This is a genomic window from Lysobacter sp. CA196, from assembly GCF_052078695.1.
Taxonomy (GTDB): domain Bacteria; phylum Pseudomonadota; class Gammaproteobacteria; order Xanthomonadales; family Xanthomonadaceae; genus Lysobacter.
The window spans coordinates 135,657-154,496 of the sequence record NZ_JBQJIN010000011.1; the positions used below are offsets into that span (position 1 = coordinate 135,657).

General features: G+C 69.0%; 13 protein-coding genes. 8 read left to right on the forward strand and 5 right to left on the reverse strand.

The annotated features are described in order from the left end of the window. Entirely contained in the window at window positions 1–3,534 is a 3,534-nt protein-coding gene (locus ACTOWK_RS12360; RefSeq protein ID WP_441330451.1) for an ATP-binding protein, read from the reverse strand. A gap of 208 nt (window positions 3,535–3,742) precedes the next feature. Further along, window positions 3,743–7,315, reverse strand: a complete 3,573-nt coding sequence (locus ACTOWK_RS12365; protein WP_441330452.1) for an ATP-binding protein — start codon at window positions 7,313–7,315, stop codon at window positions 3,743–3,745. A 219-nt stretch (window positions 7,316–7,534) separates the two neighbouring features. On the opposite strand from ACTOWK_RS12365, the gene ACTOWK_RS12370 reads away from it, so the two are divergent. Genes ACTOWK_RS12370 through ACTOWK_RS12380 form a run of 3 tightly spaced genes read left to right on the forward strand, consistent with a single transcriptional unit; the run spans window position 7,535 to window position 9,442 of the window. After that, a complete protein-coding gene (locus tag ACTOWK_RS12370; RefSeq protein WP_441330453.1) occupies window positions 7,535–8,281 on the forward strand; it encodes a YceI family protein in 747 nt (248 codons plus the stop codon). Then, window positions 8,278–8,898, forward strand: coding sequence for a cytochrome b (locus tag ACTOWK_RS12375; protein WP_441330454.1), 621 nt, complete (start codon window positions 8,278–8,280; stop codon window positions 8,896–8,898). Before ACTOWK_RS12370 ends, ACTOWK_RS12375 begins: the two co-directional genes overlap by 4 nt. After that, window positions 8,888–9,442, forward strand: coding sequence for a YceI family protein (locus tag ACTOWK_RS12380; RefSeq protein ID WP_441330455.1), 555 nt, complete (start codon window positions 8,888–8,890; stop codon window positions 9,440–9,442). Before ACTOWK_RS12375 ends, ACTOWK_RS12380 begins: the two co-directional genes overlap by 11 nt. Here the strand turns inward: ACTOWK_RS12380 and ACTOWK_RS12385 are convergent. Together ACTOWK_RS12385 and ACTOWK_RS12390 are read right to left on the reverse strand one after the other, a co-directional pair. Continuing rightward, on the reverse strand, window positions 9,408–9,734 hold the full coding sequence (locus ACTOWK_RS12385) for a hypothetical protein (RefSeq protein ID WP_441330456.1): 327 nt from the start codon (window positions 9,732–9,734) through the stop codon (window positions 9,408–9,410). The two genes, ACTOWK_RS12380 and ACTOWK_RS12385, sit on opposite strands and share 35 nt — an antisense overlap. Window positions 9,735–10,460: 726 nt before the next feature. After that, on the reverse strand, window positions 10,461–10,715 hold the full coding sequence (locus ACTOWK_RS12390) for a glutaredoxin family protein (protein ID WP_441330457.1): 255 nt from the start codon (window positions 10,713–10,715) through the stop codon (window positions 10,461–10,463). Window positions 10,716–10,863: 148 nt separating this feature from the next. Here ACTOWK_RS12390 and ACTOWK_RS12395 point away from each other — a divergent pair, with 148 nt between their 5' ends. From ACTOWK_RS12395 to ACTOWK_RS12415, 5 genes are all read left to right on the forward strand, one after another. Then, a complete protein-coding gene (locus ACTOWK_RS12395) occupies window positions 10,864–12,267 on the forward strand; it encodes an L-serine ammonia-lyase (protein ID WP_441330458.1) in 1,404 nt (467 codons plus the stop codon). A gap of 7 nt (window positions 12,268–12,274) precedes the next feature. Further along, window positions 12,275–13,000, forward strand: a complete 726-nt coding sequence (locus tag ACTOWK_RS12400; RefSeq protein WP_441330459.1) for an alpha/beta fold hydrolase — start codon at window positions 12,275–12,277, stop codon at window positions 12,998–13,000. A gap of 126 nt (window positions 13,001–13,126) precedes the next feature. After that, the gene (locus ACTOWK_RS12405; RefSeq protein WP_441330460.1) at window positions 13,127–15,997 is read left to right on the forward strand and encodes a xanthine dehydrogenase family protein molybdopterin-binding subunit; all 2,871 of its coding nucleotides are present in this window, start codon (window positions 13,127–13,129) and stop codon (window positions 15,995–15,997) included. Continuing rightward, entirely contained in the window at window positions 15,994–16,578 is a 585-nt protein-coding gene (locus ACTOWK_RS12410; RefSeq protein ID WP_441330461.1) for a (2Fe-2S)-binding protein, read from the forward strand. Before ACTOWK_RS12405 ends, ACTOWK_RS12410 begins: the two co-directional genes overlap by 4 nt. Then, a complete protein-coding gene (locus tag ACTOWK_RS12415) occupies window positions 16,575–17,864 on the forward strand; it encodes a c-type cytochrome (RefSeq protein WP_441330462.1) in 1,290 nt (429 codons plus the stop codon). The genes ACTOWK_RS12410 and ACTOWK_RS12415 overlap by 4 nt, the downstream gene beginning before the upstream one ends. Before the next feature lie 45 nt (window positions 17,865–17,909). Here ACTOWK_RS12415 and ACTOWK_RS12420 read toward each other — a convergent pair whose 3' ends face one another. Beyond that, complete coding sequence (locus tag ACTOWK_RS12420) at window positions 17,910–18,365, reverse strand: hypothetical protein (RefSeq protein ID WP_441330463.1); 456 nt, start codon at window positions 18,363–18,365, stop codon at window positions 17,910–17,912. Between the last annotated feature and the right edge of the window lie 475 nt (window positions 18,366–18,840).

An 18,840-nucleotide genomic window follows, 5' to 3' on the forward strand; every position in this document is an offset into this window, starting at 1 on the left:
TTATGCCGGCATCGCGCCGCCCATCGCCGCGGCGACCGCCTCGGCCAGCATCGCGCCGGTCACCGGCTTGCGCAGGAAACGGTCGATGCCGGCCTCGCGCGTCTGCGGCTCGGCGTCCGGATCGGTGCGCGCGGTCACCGCGATCAGCGGCCGCTCGAAGCCCTGCGCGCGCAACTGCCGCGCCAGGTCCAGGCCGTTCAGCCCGGGCAGGTCGAGGTCGAGCAAGGCCAGATCGAAATGCCCGGTCGCCACTTCGGCCAGCGCGGCCAGCCCATTGGCGACATGGGTCACGCGATGGCCTTGCGCGCGCAGCAGGCCGGCAATGACTTCGGCCACGGTGGCGTCGTCTTCGACCAACAGCAAAGCCAGCGGCCTCACCTGCACGCCACGCGAAGCAGGCTCCAGCCTCGACGACGACGCCTCGCGCAGCGGTGCCGCCACCGGCAGCAGCGGCACGTCGAAGATGAAGCGCGCGCCCTGGCCGGGTTCGCTCTGCACCGCGATATGCCCTTCCATCGCCGCGGCCAGCTCCTGGCAGATCGCCAGGCCGAGACCGCTGCCGCCGTAACGCGCGGCGGTGCGCGCGCCTTCGGCTTGCTCGAAGCGGCGGAACAGCCGGGTCTTTTGTTCTTCGTTCAAGCCCGGGCCGGTATCGACGACTTCGAAGCGCACGCCCTGCGGCGCCAGCGCGTCGACGATCAGACTGACCTTGCCCTGTTCGGTGAACTTGATCGCGTTGCCGAGCAGGTTCATCAGGATCTGGCAGACCCGGCTCGGGTCGCCGCGCAAACCCTGCGGCGCGCTGGAGGTGATGACGACATCGAAAGCCAGCCCACGCTGGCGCGCGAGCGGTTCCATCAGCCCGGTGACTTCGTCGACCAGCCCGCGCAGGTCGAAGGCGCGGTCTTCCAGTTCGAGCTTGCCCGATTCGATACGTGCCAGGTCCAGGGCGTCGTTGACCAGCCGCAGCAGATGCTCGCCGGCGCGGCGGATCGCTTCGGTGTAGCTGCGCTGGCGCGGGTCGAGCGGCGTGTCCAGCAACAACTCGCTCATGCCGAGCACGCCGGTCATCGGCGTGCGCACTTCGTGGCCGAGGGTGGCGAGGAAGCGGGTCTTCGCCAGCGAGGCCTGTTCGGCGAGTTCGCGCTTGTGCACCGCGAGCTGCCAGGCGCTGCGGCGGCCGAGGCGGCGCCGGTACACCAGCGCGCCGATCCCCAACAGCAACAAGGCGATCAGGACGAAGGTGAGCTGGGCCCAGGTCGCGCGCCACCACGGCGGCTTGACGTGCAGGGTGAAGGCGGCCGGATCGGACCAGATGCCGTCGGCGCCCGCGGCCTTCACCTGCAATCGGTACTCGCCCGGCTCCAGCCGCGAGAACACCCGCTCGCCGTTGGCGCGCTGTTCGATCCAGTCCGGGTCGTAGCCTTCGAGCTTGAAACGATAGGTGTGCGAGCGCGGGTCGAGAAAGGACATCAGCCGTGCGACCACACGGAAATCGCGGTCGTCCGATTCCAGTTGCACGATGCCATGAGCGGCCGACAACGACCATTCGTCCTCTTCGCGGCGCACGCTCAGGCTTTCCAGCGACAACCGCGGCGGCCGCGAACGCGGGAACGGCGTATTGAGGTCGAACAGCACCAGGCCATCGAGCGACAGCGTCGCGGCAAGCCCCTTGGCGCCGCGCTGCGGCGCGGTACGGTTCAACTCGACGTTGGGAATGCCGTCGCCGAGACCGAACAGACGCAGGCGCTTGTCCTTCGGCGAAACCAGCAGCAGGCCGCGCGAAGTCGTCGCCCAGACCATGCCGGCATCGCTGACCAACAGGCCGGACACGCTGGTGTCGGGATAACCGGCGCTGTTGTCGATGCGTTGCTCGAACGCCAGCTGGCCGTCGGCCCAGCGATACGACTCGAGTGCGCCATTGCGCGCGATCCACAACCGATGCGGCCCGGCGAAGGCCATCGCCTGGACGTCCTCGAAGACGCCGCCGGGCACGACCACGAAACGCTTGCCGTCCCAACGCTGCAAGCCCTGGATGCCGGCGAACCAGGGTTGCTCGCCGGGGCCGACCACGAAGGTCGCGGCGCTGGTGGTGAAGCCGGCGGTGGCGAACACCCGTTCGATATCGCCGGACGGCAGGCGTTCGCCGGCGGCGTTGTAGCGGCGTGCGCTGCCGTCGGAAAACCACAACCACAGCCCACCGTCGGGCAACTCATGCAGGAACCACACCGTGATGCCGAGTTCGCCGGCGCCGAACGGCCAGTTGCGCGCCGTGCGGGTGGCCGGGTCGAACAGGCTCAAGCCGCTGGAATGGCCGATCCACAGCTTGCCGTCGGGGCGCAGATACAGGGTATGCATCCACTTCAGGCCGAGCTGTCGGTTGTCGGCGACCGGTTCCAACACGCGCGCACCGCGGCGCAGACGATACAGATCGGTCGCCGACAACATCCAGAAGCCGCCTTCGCCGTCGGGCGCGATGTCGCGCACGTCGAGGCGGTCGATCTGGATGCCGCCGACCGAGGTGATCGAAGCGAATCGGTTCCAGTCCGGCGGCAGATACACCAGGCCCTGCGAATAGGTCACCAGCCACAGCCCGCCTTCGCCGTCGCGCAGCATCTGCTGCAGCCCGCTGCGCCGGTCCCAGATGCCGTCGCCGGCGTCGTCCTGCAACAACCGCGCCTCGCCGTTGCGGTCGACGCGGTAGAGGCCGGCAGTGGTGCCGATCCAGCGCCCGCCGGACTGGTCGCCGACGACGATGGCGTTGGTGGTCTGTTCGCCGAGCGCCCAAGGCGCCGGGGTCATGCGATCGTCGGTGCCGAGCCGGAACAGGCCGCGCTGACTGCCGACCCAGATCGAACCGTCGGCTTCGCGCGACAACTCGCCGATGCGCACGCCGGCGGTTTCGTCGCGGCCGATCGGGGCGAAACGGCCGCGCCCGAAACGCACCAGGCCGTGCATGGTGCCGACCAGCAAACGGCCGTGGTCGTCGCTGAGCAGCGCGGTCACCGGCCCCGGCGGCAAGCGTCGGCCGGCGCCGACCCCGGGGATGTAGCGCGACAAGCGGCCGTCGGCATCGATGCGGCACATTTCGCCGTCGTAGGTCGCGGTCCAGATCGCGCCGTCGGGGGTGCCGGTCATGTACGACACATCGTCGCTGCACGAAGCGTCCTGGCCTTCGAACGCGACCCGGACGAACTCCTTGCGATCGCTGCCGAGCCAGCTCAGGCCGTCGCGGCTGGCGACCCAGACGCGGTCGCGGCCATCGACGTAGACGTCTTCGATCATGTTGTCCGGCAGCGAGCCGGACAGGCCGATGATGTGGCGCCAGACGGTGAATTCGACGCCGTCGTAGCGCGCCAGGCCGTCTTCGGTGGCGATCCACAGATAGCCCTGGCGATCCAGGTCCATGCTCACGACCGACTTCGGCAGCCCCTGCTCCTGGCCGTAGCGGCGGAAACGCGGGGTTTCCGGAAGGCGTGCCTCTGCCTGCATGGCGAACAGCAACATCAGCAGACACAGACAACGTCCCAGCACGGGTTCCTCCTGGACCGCGAGCGAAGCCCCCGGTGCGGTCGAGCGCTATCGTCGCAACGGCTTCCCGCAGGCGCAAGCGCGGCTCATTGTGCGACACCCATCCGGTTCATCGAAACGTCCGGACCGAAGTGCGCGGCGGTCGCAACTGCGCATCGCGTCACGAATGCGTCCGCGCCGATGGCGTGCCATGCCGTGACGTCCTGCGCGGTCACTGCTTCGCGGCCTGCACCGCGGCCAGCGTGTCGGCGAGCATCGCACCGGTCACCGGCTTGCGCAGGAAACGATCGAAACCGGCCGCGCTCGCCTGCGGCTCGGCATCGGCGTCGGCGCGCGCGGTCACCGCCACCAGCGGCTCGGCGAAACCCTGCGCACGCAGTTGCCGGGCCAAGTCGAGGCCGTTGATGCCGGGCAGGTCCAGGTCGAGCAAGGCCAGGTCGAAATGCGCCGTGGTCACTTCGGCGAGCGCCGCCAGACCGTTGGCCACATGCGTGACCCGATGGCCCTGGGCGCGCAGCAGGCCGGCGATGACTTCGGCCACGGTCGGGTCGTCTTCGACCAACAGCAAAGCCAGCGGCCCCACTTGCGAACCACGCAAGGCCGGCTCCCGCGACGCCTGCGCCGGCGGCTCGGCCACCGGCAACGGCAGCTCGAACACGAAATGCGCGCCCTGGCCGGGCTCGCTATGCACCGCGATATGCCCTTCCATCGCCGCCGCCAGCTCCTGGCAGATCGCCAGGCCCAGGCCGCTGCCGCCGTAGCGCGCCGCGGTGCGCGCGCCGTCGGCCTGCTCGAAGCGGCGGAACAGGCGCGCCTTTTGTTCTTCGTTCAAGCCCGGGCCGGTGTCGGCGACCTCGAAGCGCACGCCCTGCGGCGCCAACGCATCGACGATCAGGCTGACCTTGCCCTGCTCGGTGAACTTGATCGCGTTGCCGAGCAGGTTCAACAGAATCTGGCAGACCCGGCTCGCGTCGCCGCGCAGACCGCGCGGCGCGGTCGGCGCGATCAGCACCTCGAAGGCGAGCCCGCGCTGCTGCGCCAGCGGCCGCATCAGCTCGGCCGCCTGCTCGATCAGCACGCGCAGGTCGAACGATTCGTCGGCGAGCTCGAGCTTGCCCGATTCGATCCGGGCCAGGTCCAGGGCATCGTTGACCAGGCGCAGCAGATGCTGGCCGGCGCGCAGGATCGATTCGGTGTATCCGCGCTGGCGTTCGTTCAAGGGCGTATCGAGCAGCAACTCGCTCATGCCCAGCACGCCGGTCATCGGCGTGCGCACTTCATGACCGAGGGTGGCGAGGAAACGCGTCTTCGCCAGCGAGGCCTGCTTGGCGACTTCGCGTTCGTGCTCGGCGGCCTGCCAGGACAGCCGGCGTTGCAGGCGGCGCCGATACGAGGCCGCGACCCACCACACCAACAAGGCGATCAACCCGACCAGCGCCGCCAGCGCCGGCGGCGTGCGCCACCACGGCGGGCGCACGTTGAATTCGAGGGTGCGCTCGACCGCGGCGTTGCCGTTGGCGTCGACCGCACGCGCATGCAGCACGTAACTGCCCGACGGCAAACCGGCGAACACGCGTTCGCCGCTGCTGCCGACCGACACCCAGTCGCTGTCGTAGCCTTCCAGGCGGGTGTAGTAACGATTGGCCTGCGGGTCGTCGAACGACAGCAGGCGCAGTTGCACGCGCATCTCGCGGTCGTCCGGCGCCAACGACGGAATGGTCGCGTAGCGCGCCGCGCGCGTCGCCCCGGCCGGCAGCGCCGAGCCCTGCAGCGGCAACGGCACCCAGCGCCCATGCCGGCGCACGTCGAGCTGGTGCCATTGCAGACGCGGCTGACGCGGCGGCGGATCGGCCAATTCGGTGTCGACCAACACCACGCTGCCGTCCGACAGCGCCGATGCGAGCACGCCGCCGGGGGTCATGGTCGAACCGCGGCGGATGAATTCCTGGCTGCTCATGCCGTTCTGCACGCCGAAGTGGCGCAGTTGCCGGCGCTTGGGGTCCCAGCGGAACAGGCCGCGCGAGGTCGGCATCCAGATCCGCCCGAGACGGTCGCGGAACAGGTCGGTGGCCTCGACCGCGGGAATGCCGTCGGCAACGCCGACCCGCGCCTGCAGACGCCAGCGCGGGCCGTCGCGGCGGTAGTGTTCGAGCCCGTTGAGGCTCTGCAGCCACAGGCTGTCGGCGGCGTCGAAAACGAAACCGAATACGCGCTCGCGCGGCAGGCCCGGCACCGCCTGCATGCGGTTGCCGGCGGCGTCGTGCTGCAACATGCCCTGCCCCGAGGCGACCCACAGCACGCCGTCGGGCGCGATCTGCATCGAGCCCAGGTCGCCGACGCCGATGCCCTGCTCGGGCCCGACCAGGATCGTCGACAAGACCTTGCCGGTGTCGGTGTCGCGCCGCTGCAGGCCCTGGGTCAGGAACGAAATCCACAAGCTGCCGTCGCGCGCGATCAGCATCCGCTCCGGCTCGCCGTTGAGCGCCGGCTCCGGCGTGTCCGCGGTCCAGTCGCGCCAGACCCCGGAGGGATCGATGCGGACCACGCTGTTGCGGCTGGTCGCGACCCACAACCGACCCTTGCGGTCCTCGACCGCGGCATTGGGCACGGCGTGGCCGATCGAGTCGTGCGGCCCGTCGCTGACCGGCTCGACCACGCCGTCGGCGCCGAGGCGTTCGATCTCGCCGCGCGCGCCGAGCAGCCACAGCCCGCCGCTCGCCGACGGCGCCAACGAGGGATAGAGCTCGCTCGACAAGGTGCCGCGTTCGCGCGAGTACTGGGCGATGCGGCGCCAGTCCGAACGCAGATAGCCCACGCCGGTGCCGGCGAACGGAAACCAGAACGAGCCGTCTTCCTGGCCGACGATCTGCTGCACCGGCCGCGCCGGACGCGCCGGGCCCAATGTCGCCGGCACCGGCACCGCGTTCGGCGCGACCCGCCAGATGCTGCGCTGGGTGCCGAGCCAGAAGTTGCCGCCGCGGTCGGGCGCCATCGTCAGCACCGCATTGAGATGGCCGAACATCACCGAGTAATCGGGATCGGTCCAGCGCCCGTCGCGCTCGCGCCGGTACAGGCCGGTCTTGGTGCCGACCCACAGTTGATCGCCGACCGGGGTGACCGAGAAGATCCACGGCGCCGGCTCTTCGCCCGGCACGTCGACGCGTTCGAAGTCGCTGCCGGTCCAGCGCGCCAGGCCCTTGAAGGTGCCGACCCACAGATCGCCGCGGCCGTCGTAGGCCAGCGACAGCACCGTTTCCGCCGGCAGGCTGCGCAGATCGCCGGGCTTGGGCACGAAGCGGGTGATGCGGCCGTCGCGGTCGAGCCGGTGCAGGCCGCCGCCGTAGGTGCCGAACCAGACCTCGCCGTTGCGGCTGGCCACCGCGAAGGTGTCGTCGCTGCCGATCTCGGGGCGTTCGGCCTGGCGATAGTGGACGAAGCCTTCGCGCTTGCTGTCCATCATGCTCAGGCCACGGCCCTCGGCCGCAACCCAGATGCGGTCGCGATCGTCGACCGAGACCAGGGTCAGATCGTTGCCCGGCAGCGACGCCGGCTCGCCCGGCGTATGCCGCCAGACCTTCATGCCGATGCCGTCGTAGCGCGCCAGACCGTCGGTGGTGGCCAGCCACAGATAGCCGGCGTGGTCGAAGGCCATGCCGTTGATCTTGCTCGACGGCAGCCCGTCGGCGACGCCGATGATGCGCGCGCGCGGCACTTCGGGCACGGCGGCGCCGGCCGCCCAGGAGGCGCCCAGGCACAGACAGGCGGTTAGCAGCGCTCGCAGCATTCGGTTCCTTCCCCGGGTGGAACGCGGCGTCCCAGCGCCCGTCTTGTTCGTTCCCTCGGGCACTAGGCTCGGCGATACCGCCTGTACGAAGCAAGAGGCACGGCCCGCAGAGGCCGAACTCCCCGGCTGGCGGGCGGTCGAAACGGATCGTTGCGCGTGCCTAGACACGACTTTGCGCGGCTGTGCCTAGAATCCACCCCGAACCTTGCCGGAGCTGCCATGTCTCTCACCCGCCGTTGCGCCGCCTCCGTCGCGCTGGCCGCGTTGCCGCTCGCGCTGGCCTCGGCCGCCGCGGGCGCGGCGCCGCCGCAGCGCTACGGCCTGGACCCGGTGCACACGCGGGTGATGTTCGCGGTCTCGCATGCCGGCTTCTCCCAGGCCCTCGGCACGGTGTCCGGCGCCCGCGGCAGCCTGCTGTTCGACCGCGACGACTGGCGCAGCGCCAAGTTGGAAGTCAGCGTGCCGCTGACCCGGCTCGATCTCGGCGACGCCAAGTGGAACGCCGCCACCCTCGCCGCCCACCTGCTCGACGGCAAGCGCCATCCGCTCGCCCGATTCGTTTCCGAGACCGTCGAGCCGCTGCCGGGCGAGGGCGAAAACCCGTCCGACCGCGCCCGGGTCTGCGGCGCCCTGAGCCTGCGCGGCGTCACCCGCCCGCTGTGCATGGACGTGCAGCTGAATGGCTACAAGCGCCACCCGCTGCCGCCGTTCCGCCACACCGCCGGTTTCTCGGCGAGCGCGCGCCTGAGCCGCGCCGAGTTCGGCATCGACGCCTGGAAATCGGTGATCGGCGACGAGGTCGAGCTGCGCATCGAAGCCGAAGCGGTGCGCAACCGCTATCTCGATACCGGCCCCTCCGACGACAGCGAACCGATTGCGGACGACGCGTTGCCGCCTTCGCCCAGCGACGAAACACCCGATCCTTCCACCCGCGCAGCCACGCCCGACCCGGAGCCCCGCCGATGACCCTCAAGAACACCGCCGACCGCTGGGGTCCGATCAGCCAGTTGCTGCATTGGACGGTCGTGCTGTTGATCGCCGCCATCGCCATCATCGGCCTGACCATGACCGACATGAGCAACGGCCCGTCGAAGATCAAGATCTACGCGCTGCACAAATCGCTCGGCCTGACTCTGCTGAGCCTGGTCGTGCTGCGCCTGCTGTGGCGCTTGTATGCCGGCACCCCGCGTCCGGTCGCCGGCACCCCGCACTGGCAGGAGCGCATCGCCTCGATGACCCATTGGGCCCTGTACGCGCTGATGTTCGCCCTGCCGATCTCCGGCTGGGTGTTCAATTCGTCCTCCGGTTACCCGCTGCAGTACTTCGGCTGGTTCAACCTGCCGCGCATCGCCGAGCGCAGCGAAGACCTCGCGCACTTGAGCCACGACATCCACGAATACGGTTTCTGGCTGCTGCTCGCCCTGGTCCTGGCGCATGCCGGCGCCGCTTTCTACCACCATCTTTTCCAGAACGACGCCACCCTGACCCGGATGCTGCCAGGCCGGCGCAAACCGCAGCCGGTCCTGGCCGTCTCGCCTTCCCCTTCCTCTTCGCAAGTTCCGGAGCACCCCGATGCCGATTAAATCCCTCGCCCTGGCCGGCCTGCTGTTCGCCGCCACCGCGCCCGCCGTCGCCGCCGACTACGTCCAGCAGCCCGGTTCCAGCCTGACCTTCGCCACCAAGTACCAGGGCGAAGTCTTCGCCGGCAACTTCCCCGGCTTCACCGCCCGCCTGAGCTTCGACCCGGCGCATCTGAACACCTCCAAGCTCGACGTGGTGATTCCATTGGCCGGCACCAACAGCAAGAACAGCGAGCGCGACGACACCCTCAAGGGCGTCGATTTCTTCAGCATCGCCAAGTTCCCGCAGGCCCGTTTCACCGCGACCAAGTTCCGCAGCCTGGGCGGCAACCACTACGCCGCCGACGGCAGCCTCAACCTGCACGGCGCGACCAAGCCGGTGACCCTGACCTTCACCTGGGCCGCCGGCGCCAAGCCGGTGCTGACCGGCAAGGCCACCGTCAAGCGCCTGGACTTCGGCGTGGGCGGCGGCGATTGGGCCGACACCTCGATCATCCCGGACGAAGTGGCGGTCAGCACCAAGGTGATCTTCGCGCCGGCGAAGTGAGTTGAGCGGCGGCGCGCCGCAATGACGCGCCGCGGCGGCTGCGTGGCCCGGCATCCGCGTTGCCGTTGCCGTTGTCGTTGTCGTTGCCGTTGTCGTTGTCGTTGTCGTTGTCGTTGTCGTTGTCGTTGTCGTTGTCGTTGCCGAGATTTTGATCCGCTTTGCCGCTTTGCCGGTCAAAAGTAGACCCGTAGGGCGGCCCGCAGGGATGCGGGCCGTGCGCAAGCAGGCCATGGATGGCCTGTCTGGAGCATCCCTGCGTCGGCTTCGATCGTGCGGGCTTGTGCCCTTGCAAGGAGAGCCCTTTTCTTTGGTTAGCTTTCTTTTGGGCTTAGCAAAAGAAAGTAACCCGGCCGCGTCAGCGGACGGAAGCTCTGCTCCTGATGTTGCTTCGCTGTCCTACGGCCGGAGGCGCCGGAGCACGACAGGACGTGGTCGCGGCTTGCGTCGCTCCTACCCTTGAAGCCGCGACGAAGACGTCTCAATCTCGCGCCGATGCCGGCCGCAACCCGTCAGGGTAGGAGCGGCGCAAGCCGCGACCGCGTCGTTTCGCTCTTGCGGCGTCTCGTTCAAGCAAGATCAGGATCTAGATCAAACGCTAGAGCTTCCGCCACTAAAGCGGCGGGTTACTTTCTTTTGTCTAAAGCAACAAAAGAAAGCTAACCAAAGAAGTTGCTTTGTTTTGAATCACCAGCCCGCACGAGCGGTGCATGCGCAGGGCTTTTTCATACGGGACATCCCTGCCCCGATGAAAAACGGCGCGCATCCCTGCGCGCCGCCCTTCGGGTCTTCTATGGCCTTCGCTAGTGCGGCACGGCGCACAGCAACATCCAAGCAAGCAACAACAACAGCAAAATCTCGAGGCAACGGCAAATCCCCCTACCCGCCCTTTTTCAAAGGCGGGAAACAGCAGCGGCGAGGTGCGTGATTGGGTTACGGCGTCTGCGACTGCCACCGCCGATCTCGGACTCTCAGACACCCACGCGCGACAACCGACACCCCGTAGACGCAAACCGCCCCCTCACTCCTCACCCGTCCGCCCCAACAACACCGCGACCGCTGCCGCATCGAACGGCCAATCCAACTCGATCCCGGCCGCCTCATCGCGCAACACCGGCACCCGTATTCCGTACAAGGCCTCCAGGCCGTCGTCGTCGTCGATGAAGACGCTGTCGAACTCGGGTGCGCGCGCTTGCGCCAGCACGTCCAGCGCGAGGTCGCACAGGTGGCAGTCGTCGCGCTGGAACAGGGTCAGGACGGGAATAGTCGTGGTCACGGCAATGCGGGGCAGTATGGCGTCGGGAACAGGTCGACCCAGGTAGAATAAGCGGCTCCGCGCCGCTCGCGGCATCGCCGTCCGGATGCCGGCCACGCGCGGTCCGCCAGCATCGTCCGACTTCTTCCTTCGTTGGAGCAGCAAGCCCGTGGCAGTCAGCAGTTTCGACCTGTTCAAGATCGGCATCGGCCCGAGCTCGTCCCATACCGTCGGCCCGATGCGCGCCGCCGCGCGCTTCATCGAGCGCTGGCTCATCGAAGGCTGCAACAGCGAAGCCGAAGGCGCCGACCTCGCCCGCACTGCGCGCGTGCGCGCCGAAGTGTTCGGCTCGCTCGCCCTGACCGGGCGCGGCCACGGCACCGACAAGGCGGTGTTGATGGGGCTGGAAGGCCATTGGCCGAACCAGATCGATCCCGACATCATCCCGGCGGCGCTCGAACGCATCCGCACGACCAAGCGCATCCGCCTGTTCGGCCGCCATGAGATCGGCTTCGACGAGAAGCACGATCTGATCATGAACAAGCGCCAGAAGCTGCCGTTCCACACCAACGGCATGCGCTTCACCGCCTACGACGCGGCCGGCGAAGTCATCGCCACGCGCGACTATTACTCGGTCGGCGGCGGTTTCGTCGTCAACCAGGACGAAGCGGCCGAAGACCGCATCGTCGCCGACACCACCGATCAGCCCTATCCCTTCCATTCCGGCGACGAGCTGCTGGCGCAGGCGCAGCGCAGCGGCCTCAGCATCGCCGAGATGATGATGGCCAACGAACGGGTCTGGCGCAGTACCGAAGAAATCAACGACGGCCTCGACGCAATCTGGAACGCGATGCAGTCCTGCGTCGCGCGCGGCATCCGCGAAACCGGCACCCTGCCCGGCGGCCTGCATGTGTCGCGCCGCGCACCGGCCTTGTTCGCGGAACTGTCGAGCAAGCCGGAAGCGGCGATGCGCGACCCGCTGACCGTGCTCGACTGGGTCAATCTGTACGCCCTCGCGGTCAACGAAGAGAACGCCGCCGGCGGCCGCGTCGTCACCGCGCCGACCAACGGCGCCGCCGGCATCATCCCGTCGGTGCTGCACTACTACGACCGCTTCTGCCCGGGCGCCAACCTGCAGGGCGTGCGCAACTTCCTGCTGACCGCGGCCGCGGTCGGCATCCTGTACAAGGAAAACGCCTCGATCAGCGGCGCCGAAGTCGGCTGCCAGGGCGAAGTCGGCGTGGCTTGTTCGATGGCCGCGGCGGGTTTGGTCGCTGCGCTCGGCGGCACCTCGAGCCAGATCGAGAACGCGGCCGAGATCGGCATGGAGCACAACCTCGGCCTGACCTGCGACCCGATCGGCGGCCTGGTGCAGATTCCCTGCATCGAGCGCAACGCGATGGGCGCGGTCAAGGCGATCAACGCCTACCGCATGGCCATGCGCGGCGACGGCAAGCACAAGGTCAGCCTCGACAAGGTCATCAAGACCATGCGCGACACCGGCCGCGACATGCAGGACAAGTACAAGGAAACCTCGCGCGGCGGCCTGGCGGTCAACGTCATCGAGTGCTGAGGCGGCAATGAGCGCGATGCGCTGCATCGTGCTGCCCGGTATGGACGGCACCGGCGAACTGCTGGCGGACTTCGCCGCGGCGATGGCGCCGGAGTTCGCCACCGAGGCGATCGCCTACCCGCGCGATCGCGCCCTGGGTTACGACGCGCTGGTCGAACGGGTGCGTCCGCGCTTGCCGACCGACGCACCCTATCTGCTGCTCGGCGAGTCGTTCTCCGGCCCGATCGCGATCCGTCTCGCCGCAGCGCGGCCGCCGCAGCTCGCCGGCCTGGTGCTGTGCGCCTCGTTCGCGCGCGCGCCACGGCCGCCCGGCTCGCCCTTGAGCGCGGCGATGCTGGCGCGGCTCGCCGGGCGGCTGCCGCTGGCTCGCCTGCCCGCGCGATGGGTCGCTACGGCCATGCTCGGGCGCTGGTCGTCGCCATCGTGGCGCGCGCGCCTGGGCCCGCTGTTGGCCTCGCTCGACCCAGCGGTGATGCGCCACCGCCTGCGCGAAGGCGGCGCGGTCGACGTCACCGCGGCGCTGACCGAGATCGCCTGCCCGCTGCTGTACCTGCGCGCGCGCCGCGACCGCCTGGTGCCGCGCGACAGCTGGCGGCGCATCGCCGAGGCCCATCCGGATGCGCGCTGTATCGAGCTCGATGCCCCGCATTTCCTGCTGCAGGCCTGCGCGCAGGCTGCGGCGGACGCGATACGCGGCTGGCGCGACGAATTCGCAGGCGCCGCCGGCGGCTGAGCCGAGTACCGCGACGGTTAGCGCCGGCACCGGCATCCGGCCCGGTCTCCCGATCCGCGCGATTTCACCGCATTTTGCCGCGCAACATGTGACTACTATCGGCCAGCGCCAGCCGGAGTCACCTCCATGCCAGCCCGCTTGAGCCGTCGCGACTTCCTCAAAGGCAGCCTGGTGGCCGGGATCACGGTGTACATCGCCGCCCCGGGCAGCGCCGCCATCGCCGCCTTGTTCGAGCGCGAGCGGATACGGCCGGTGCCCTGGGACGCCAAGACCGGGCGCATCCGCTACCGCAGCGACGCCACCGCCAAGGTCACCGGCGAAAAGCTCTTCAGCTACGACATGCGCTCGCGCGACCTGCCCGGCTGGCCGCGCGAACAAGCCCACGCGATGCTGCTGCGGGTAACCCGCGCCGATCGCGTGTTCGAAGGCTTCGACCTGTCCTCGCTCGACCCCGGCCTGCAGCCCGACCGCATCGTCACCGCCGCCGACCTGCTGCGCGACGGCGTCGCCTTCCCGAAGTTCTACGGCGAGGACATGCTGCTGCCGCCCGGCAAGACCCCGGCTTACCTCGGCCACGCCGTGGCCTTGCTGATCTGGAACGATTTCGCCCGCTTCCGCGCCGCCAAGAGCCGGCTCAAATTCCGCGACGAGCTGATCCGCTGGGGCGCGCAGAGCGGCCCGCTCGAACGCGCGCCCTGGGCCAGCTTCCGCTACGTGCGCGTGGGCGGGGCCACGCCGTTCGACGACGACGCCTACTCCAGCCTCAAAGACATGCCGCTGTTTCCGTCCGGCTATCGCAAGCAGACCCCGCAATGGCCGCTCGCCGATGCGATGGGCGCGATCGATGCGCAGGGCATGGCCCATGCCGAGGCGATGGCGGCCGAACTCGACCGGCCCGGCGCCGGTAAGCAGGTGTTCGAACGCGAGTACTTCTCCCAATCCATCGACACCGCAGCGATGGAACTCGACAACGGCAACGGTTGGTTCGACGCCGCCAGCGGCACCCTGCATGCGGTGTCGGCGACGCAATCGCCCAACGAAGTCGCCGAAGACGGCGCGCGCATGCTCGCCGCCAGCCGCTTCGCGGTCAAGAACCTGGTCCTGCATCCCTGCTACACCGTCGGCTACGGCTCCAAGGACCACAACCCTTACCCGTTCTACGCGCTGATGGCCGCGCTGTACGGCGACGGCCGGCCGGTGCGGCTCGCCAACGACCGCTACGAGCAATTCCAGTCGAGTCTCAAGCGCCACAGCTTCCGCATGCACTACCGGCTCAAGCTCGATCGCGCCAGCGGCAAGTTCGAGGTGTTCCAGGGACGCATGCAGGGCGACGGCGGCGGCCGGATGAATTTCTCGCCCTCGGTGTGCCTGGTCGCGGCGACCGCGGCGCAATCGATCTATTACTTCCCGCGCAGCGACCTGGCCAGCACCGTGATCGCTTCGCGCGCACTCGACGCCGGCTCGGCGCGCGGCTACGGCACCCTGCAGAGCATGGGCGCGACCGAGATGCTCGTCGACGAGATCGCCGCCGAACTCGGGCTCGACCCGATCGAGCTGCGCCTGCGCAACGTGTTCGCCACCGGCATGAAGAACACCCAGGGCGCGATCCCCGGCGGCCTGCAGCGCGCCGAGGAAATCCTGCGCAAGGCGCGCGAGCATCCGCTGTGGAGCGAACGCGCCGCGCGCAAGCGCGAGTACGAAGCGGCGCATCCCGGCCGGCGCTACGGGGTCGGCTTCGGCTGCGTGCAGAAGGACTACGGCACCGGCGCCGAAGCCGCCTTCGCCGAAGTCGCGCTCGACCGCGCCGGCCGCATCGTGCTGCGCCACATCGGCATCGAGATGGGCACTGGCATGGCCACCAGCCAGGCCGCGGTCTGCGCGCAATGGCTGGGCCGGCCGGCCGACGAGATCCGCACCGGCGAAACCGACTGGCGCGAGCTGCCGATGTTCGCCACCGACGATCCCTGGCTGATGACGGCCGCGGTGCAGGACGCCCACGTCGGAGATCCGCGCTGGACGCCCAACTACGCCAGCCCCAGCAGCGCCAGCAATTCGGCTTATTTCTTCAGCCACGCCACCCGCGAAGCGGCGCGGCTGGTATTCACCCAGGGCCTGTGGCCGGCGGCGCTGGCGATCTGGAGCCAGGGCTTCGGCGGCGGCCAACTCTCGCCGCTGGCGATACGGCGCGAGGACGCGCGCTGGGTCGAAGGCCAACTCACCGCCGGCGGCCTGGCGCCGTTGAGCCTGCCGCAGTTGGTCGCGAAGGCCTACGAGCTCGGCCTCGCCACCGGCGCGATCGTGCACACCTTCAATCGCTGGCAGTGGGCCGAAGCGGAGTTCCCGCTGCGCGACGACGCGCGCCTGCCGCTGGACGGCCTGGCCCTGCGCTGGGGCGACGGCGCCGAGCGGCCCTCGGGCGAACGGCCCGGCACGCCGACCGCCAACGGCTACCGCATCGTCGAACGCACCCGCGTGTTCTATCCGCCGCCGCAACGCAACAACGCCGGCGTCGTTTACTACAGCGCCATCGGCACGATCGCCGAAGTCGCGGTCGACACCGCCACCGGCCGGGTCGAACTGCTCGACCATCACTCGATCCTCGAATGCGGCACGCCGATCGTGCCCGAGCTGGTATCGAGCCAGCTACAAGGCGGGCTGGCGATGGGCATCGGCCACGCCCTGCACGAGTTCCTGCCGCTGTACGAAGACGGCCCCGGCAACGGCACCTGGAACTTCAATCGCTACGCCCTGCCGCGCGCGCGCGATGTCGCGGTGTGGAAACAGAGCGGCGAACTGCTGCCGCCGCTGTCGCAGACCGACGCGCCCAAGGGCATGGCCGAGGTGGTGATGATCGCGGTGGTGCCGGCCATCGTGAACGCCATCGCCCATGCCACCGGCCACCGTTTCCGCGAACTGCCGGTCACTCCGGACAAGATCCTCGCCGTTGCCGCCGATGCCGACGCGACCGCCGCTGCCGCCCAGGAGGCCCGCGCATGAGCGCCTCGCCGATCCGCACGCGCGCCCTCGCGCTGGACATCAACGGTCGTCGCCACGGGCCGCTCGAGGTGCCCGAGGACATGATGCTGGTCGATGTCCTGCACGAGTATCTCGGCCTCACCGGTACCCGCTTCGGCTGCGGCCAGGGCGTGTGCCGCGCCTGCACCGTCATCGTCGACGACGAACACGGGCCGCGCGAAGTGCGCAGTTGCATCACCGGCGCGCACTACTTCAACGGCAAGCGCATCCGCACCGTCGAAGGCCACGCGCAGCGCGACGAGGGCGGCGGGATCAAAGCGCTGTCGCCGGTGCAGCAGGCCTTTCTCGATCACTTCAGCTTCCAGTGCGGCTACTGCACACCGGGCTTCGTCAACGCCGCCACGGTCCTGCTCGAACGCCTGGCCAAGCAACCGATCGCGCAAACCGAGGTCGAAGCCACCATCACCGACGCACTCGATCCGCACCTGTGCCGCTGCACCGGTTATGTCCGCTACTACCAGGCGGTGAAGGAATTGGTGTTGAAGACACCCGGTCTGGTCCGCGATGCCGGGGGCTCGCGCAAGCGGGAGGACCGGCCATGAGCCGGCGCCGCTGGAAACGCCTCGGGGTCTGGGCGCTGTTGTTCGTCGCGCTGGTGCTGGTGTGGATGCTCGGCAGTTGGCTGGTGCAGCGCTGGTATCAACGCGGCCCGGCCGTACAGGTCCAGGCCAGCGCCGCACAGATCGAACGCGGCCACTACTTGGTCGCTGCAGGCGACTGCGCGGCCTGCCACACCGCCGACGGCGGCGCGCCGTTCGCCGGCGGGGTGCCGCTGGCTTCGCCGTTCGGCACCATCCACGGCACCAACATCACGCCCGATGCGCAGACCGGCATCGGCCGTTACGACGCCGATGCGTTCTTCCACGCGATCACCCGCGGCGAAGCGCGCGACGGCCACCAGTTGTACCCGGCGATGCCCTATGTCTCCTACAAGACCCTGGCGCGGGCCGACAGCGATGCGATCTATGCCTATCTGATGACGCGCCCGGCGGTGAAGCAGCACAACCGCGCCAACGGCGTCGGCTTTCCGTTCAATATCCGCACCGGCATCCATGCCTGGAACCTGCTGTTCGCCGGCGCCGACGCCCAACCCGCCTCGCAAGGCAACTCGGCGGCCTGGAAGCGCGGCGAGTACCTGGTCGAAACGCTCGGCCATTGCGGCGAATGCCACAGCCCGCGCGGTTGGCTCGGCCAGGTCGACCGCGACCGCCCGCTGGCCGGCAACGACGAGCTGGGCCGCTACGCCGCGCCGGACCTCACCCCGACCGGATTGGCAGAGCGAGGCTGGGACCGCGCCAGCCTGAGCACTTACCTCGCCACCGGCGTCGCCGCGCAAGCGGTGGCCTCGGACGAAATGCTCAAAGTGGTGGACCTGTCCACCAGCCGGCTCGACGAGGGCGACCTCGACGCCATCGCGACTTACCTGACCGGCGACTCGCCCCGCCCCGCCACGGTGCTGGCGCACCCGAGCGGTGCCGCCACCGCGACCCCCGCGCAGGATCGCTATCTCGCCGTCTGCGCCGGTTGCCACGGCCGCGACGGTCAAGGCGTGCCGCACGTCGCCCCGGCCCTGCGCGGCAACAGCGGCCTGCGCGATGCGAATCCGCACAACCTCATCGTCGCCATCCTCGACGGCTTGCCGGAGCACGACCTGCCGGGCTTGGAACGCATGCAGGACATGCCGGGGTTCGGCGACCAACTCGACGACGCTCAAGTCGCCGAACTCGCCACCTGGCTGCGTACCCGCTACGGCGGCCACGCCGAGCCGGTGCCGGCCGATCGGGTGCGCGCGCTGCGTTCGGTCACCTCGCAGTCGGGGCATCGTTGAGCCCGACCGGCGCTTAAACCGCCGGCGCTCGCGAACGCACCGGCATCATTCGCCGTAGGCCTGGGTCGATGGCGTTTCGACGATGCGGGGATCGTCGTGGCGGGTGGTGTAGTCACGCGGGCTGACCAGCTTCATCGCGCAGTCAGCCGGGTCGCCTTCGACAAAGATCGCGGCGCCCCGCAGTTGCACGTGCACCGCCTGTTTCGAACGCCGGCCGTCGCGGGTGAAGTAGGTCGCGCGATGGCCGCGCAGCACCACCGCATTGGCGCCTTTCTCCTGCGCCGCTTCGGCGAGGCGGTTGAAAGCCAGCCGGTAATTGACCGCCGTCGGCATACGGTCGATGGTGCCCTCGCTGACCCGGCTACCGGCTTCGATCTCGACCGTATCGAGCTTGCGATACGCGCAGCTCGGTGCTTCGACGATCACCGGCGTCGTCGCCAAGGCGGGCATCGCCCACATCAAACCGCATACCGCAACAGCGCTCAACAGTCGCAGGTCCATGCTCGTCCCCAGGTGGCCGGCCCGCGCGGACCGGAAGCCCGGACTATAGCGGGCATCGCTCCGGCGATTTGTAACTTTTCTCGATGCTGTCGCCCGGGCGACGCCGCCTGATCGAAGCGCAAACCGCGCCCCGTGGTCGCGGCTTGCGCCGCTCCTACCCCTAGGCCATCGCAGCCGCACGATTACCGCTGCCGCTACCGTTGCGATTGCTGTTGCTGTTGCCGTTGCTGTGCGTCGCTTCGAGCTAGCGAAGGCCAAAGAAGACCCGGAGGGCGGCGCGCAGGGATGCTTGCCGTTTTTCATCGGGACAGGGATGTCCCGTATGTAGATCCCCGCGTTGGCACCGCTCGTGCGGGCCTGTGATTCAAAACAAAGCAACTTCTTTGGTTAGGCGGAGTCAACATCCAAGTGCATCACCCCACCGCAAGCACGTCCTCAATAGAGAAGTTCACCGGCCGCCTGTAAAGCTTCTCCA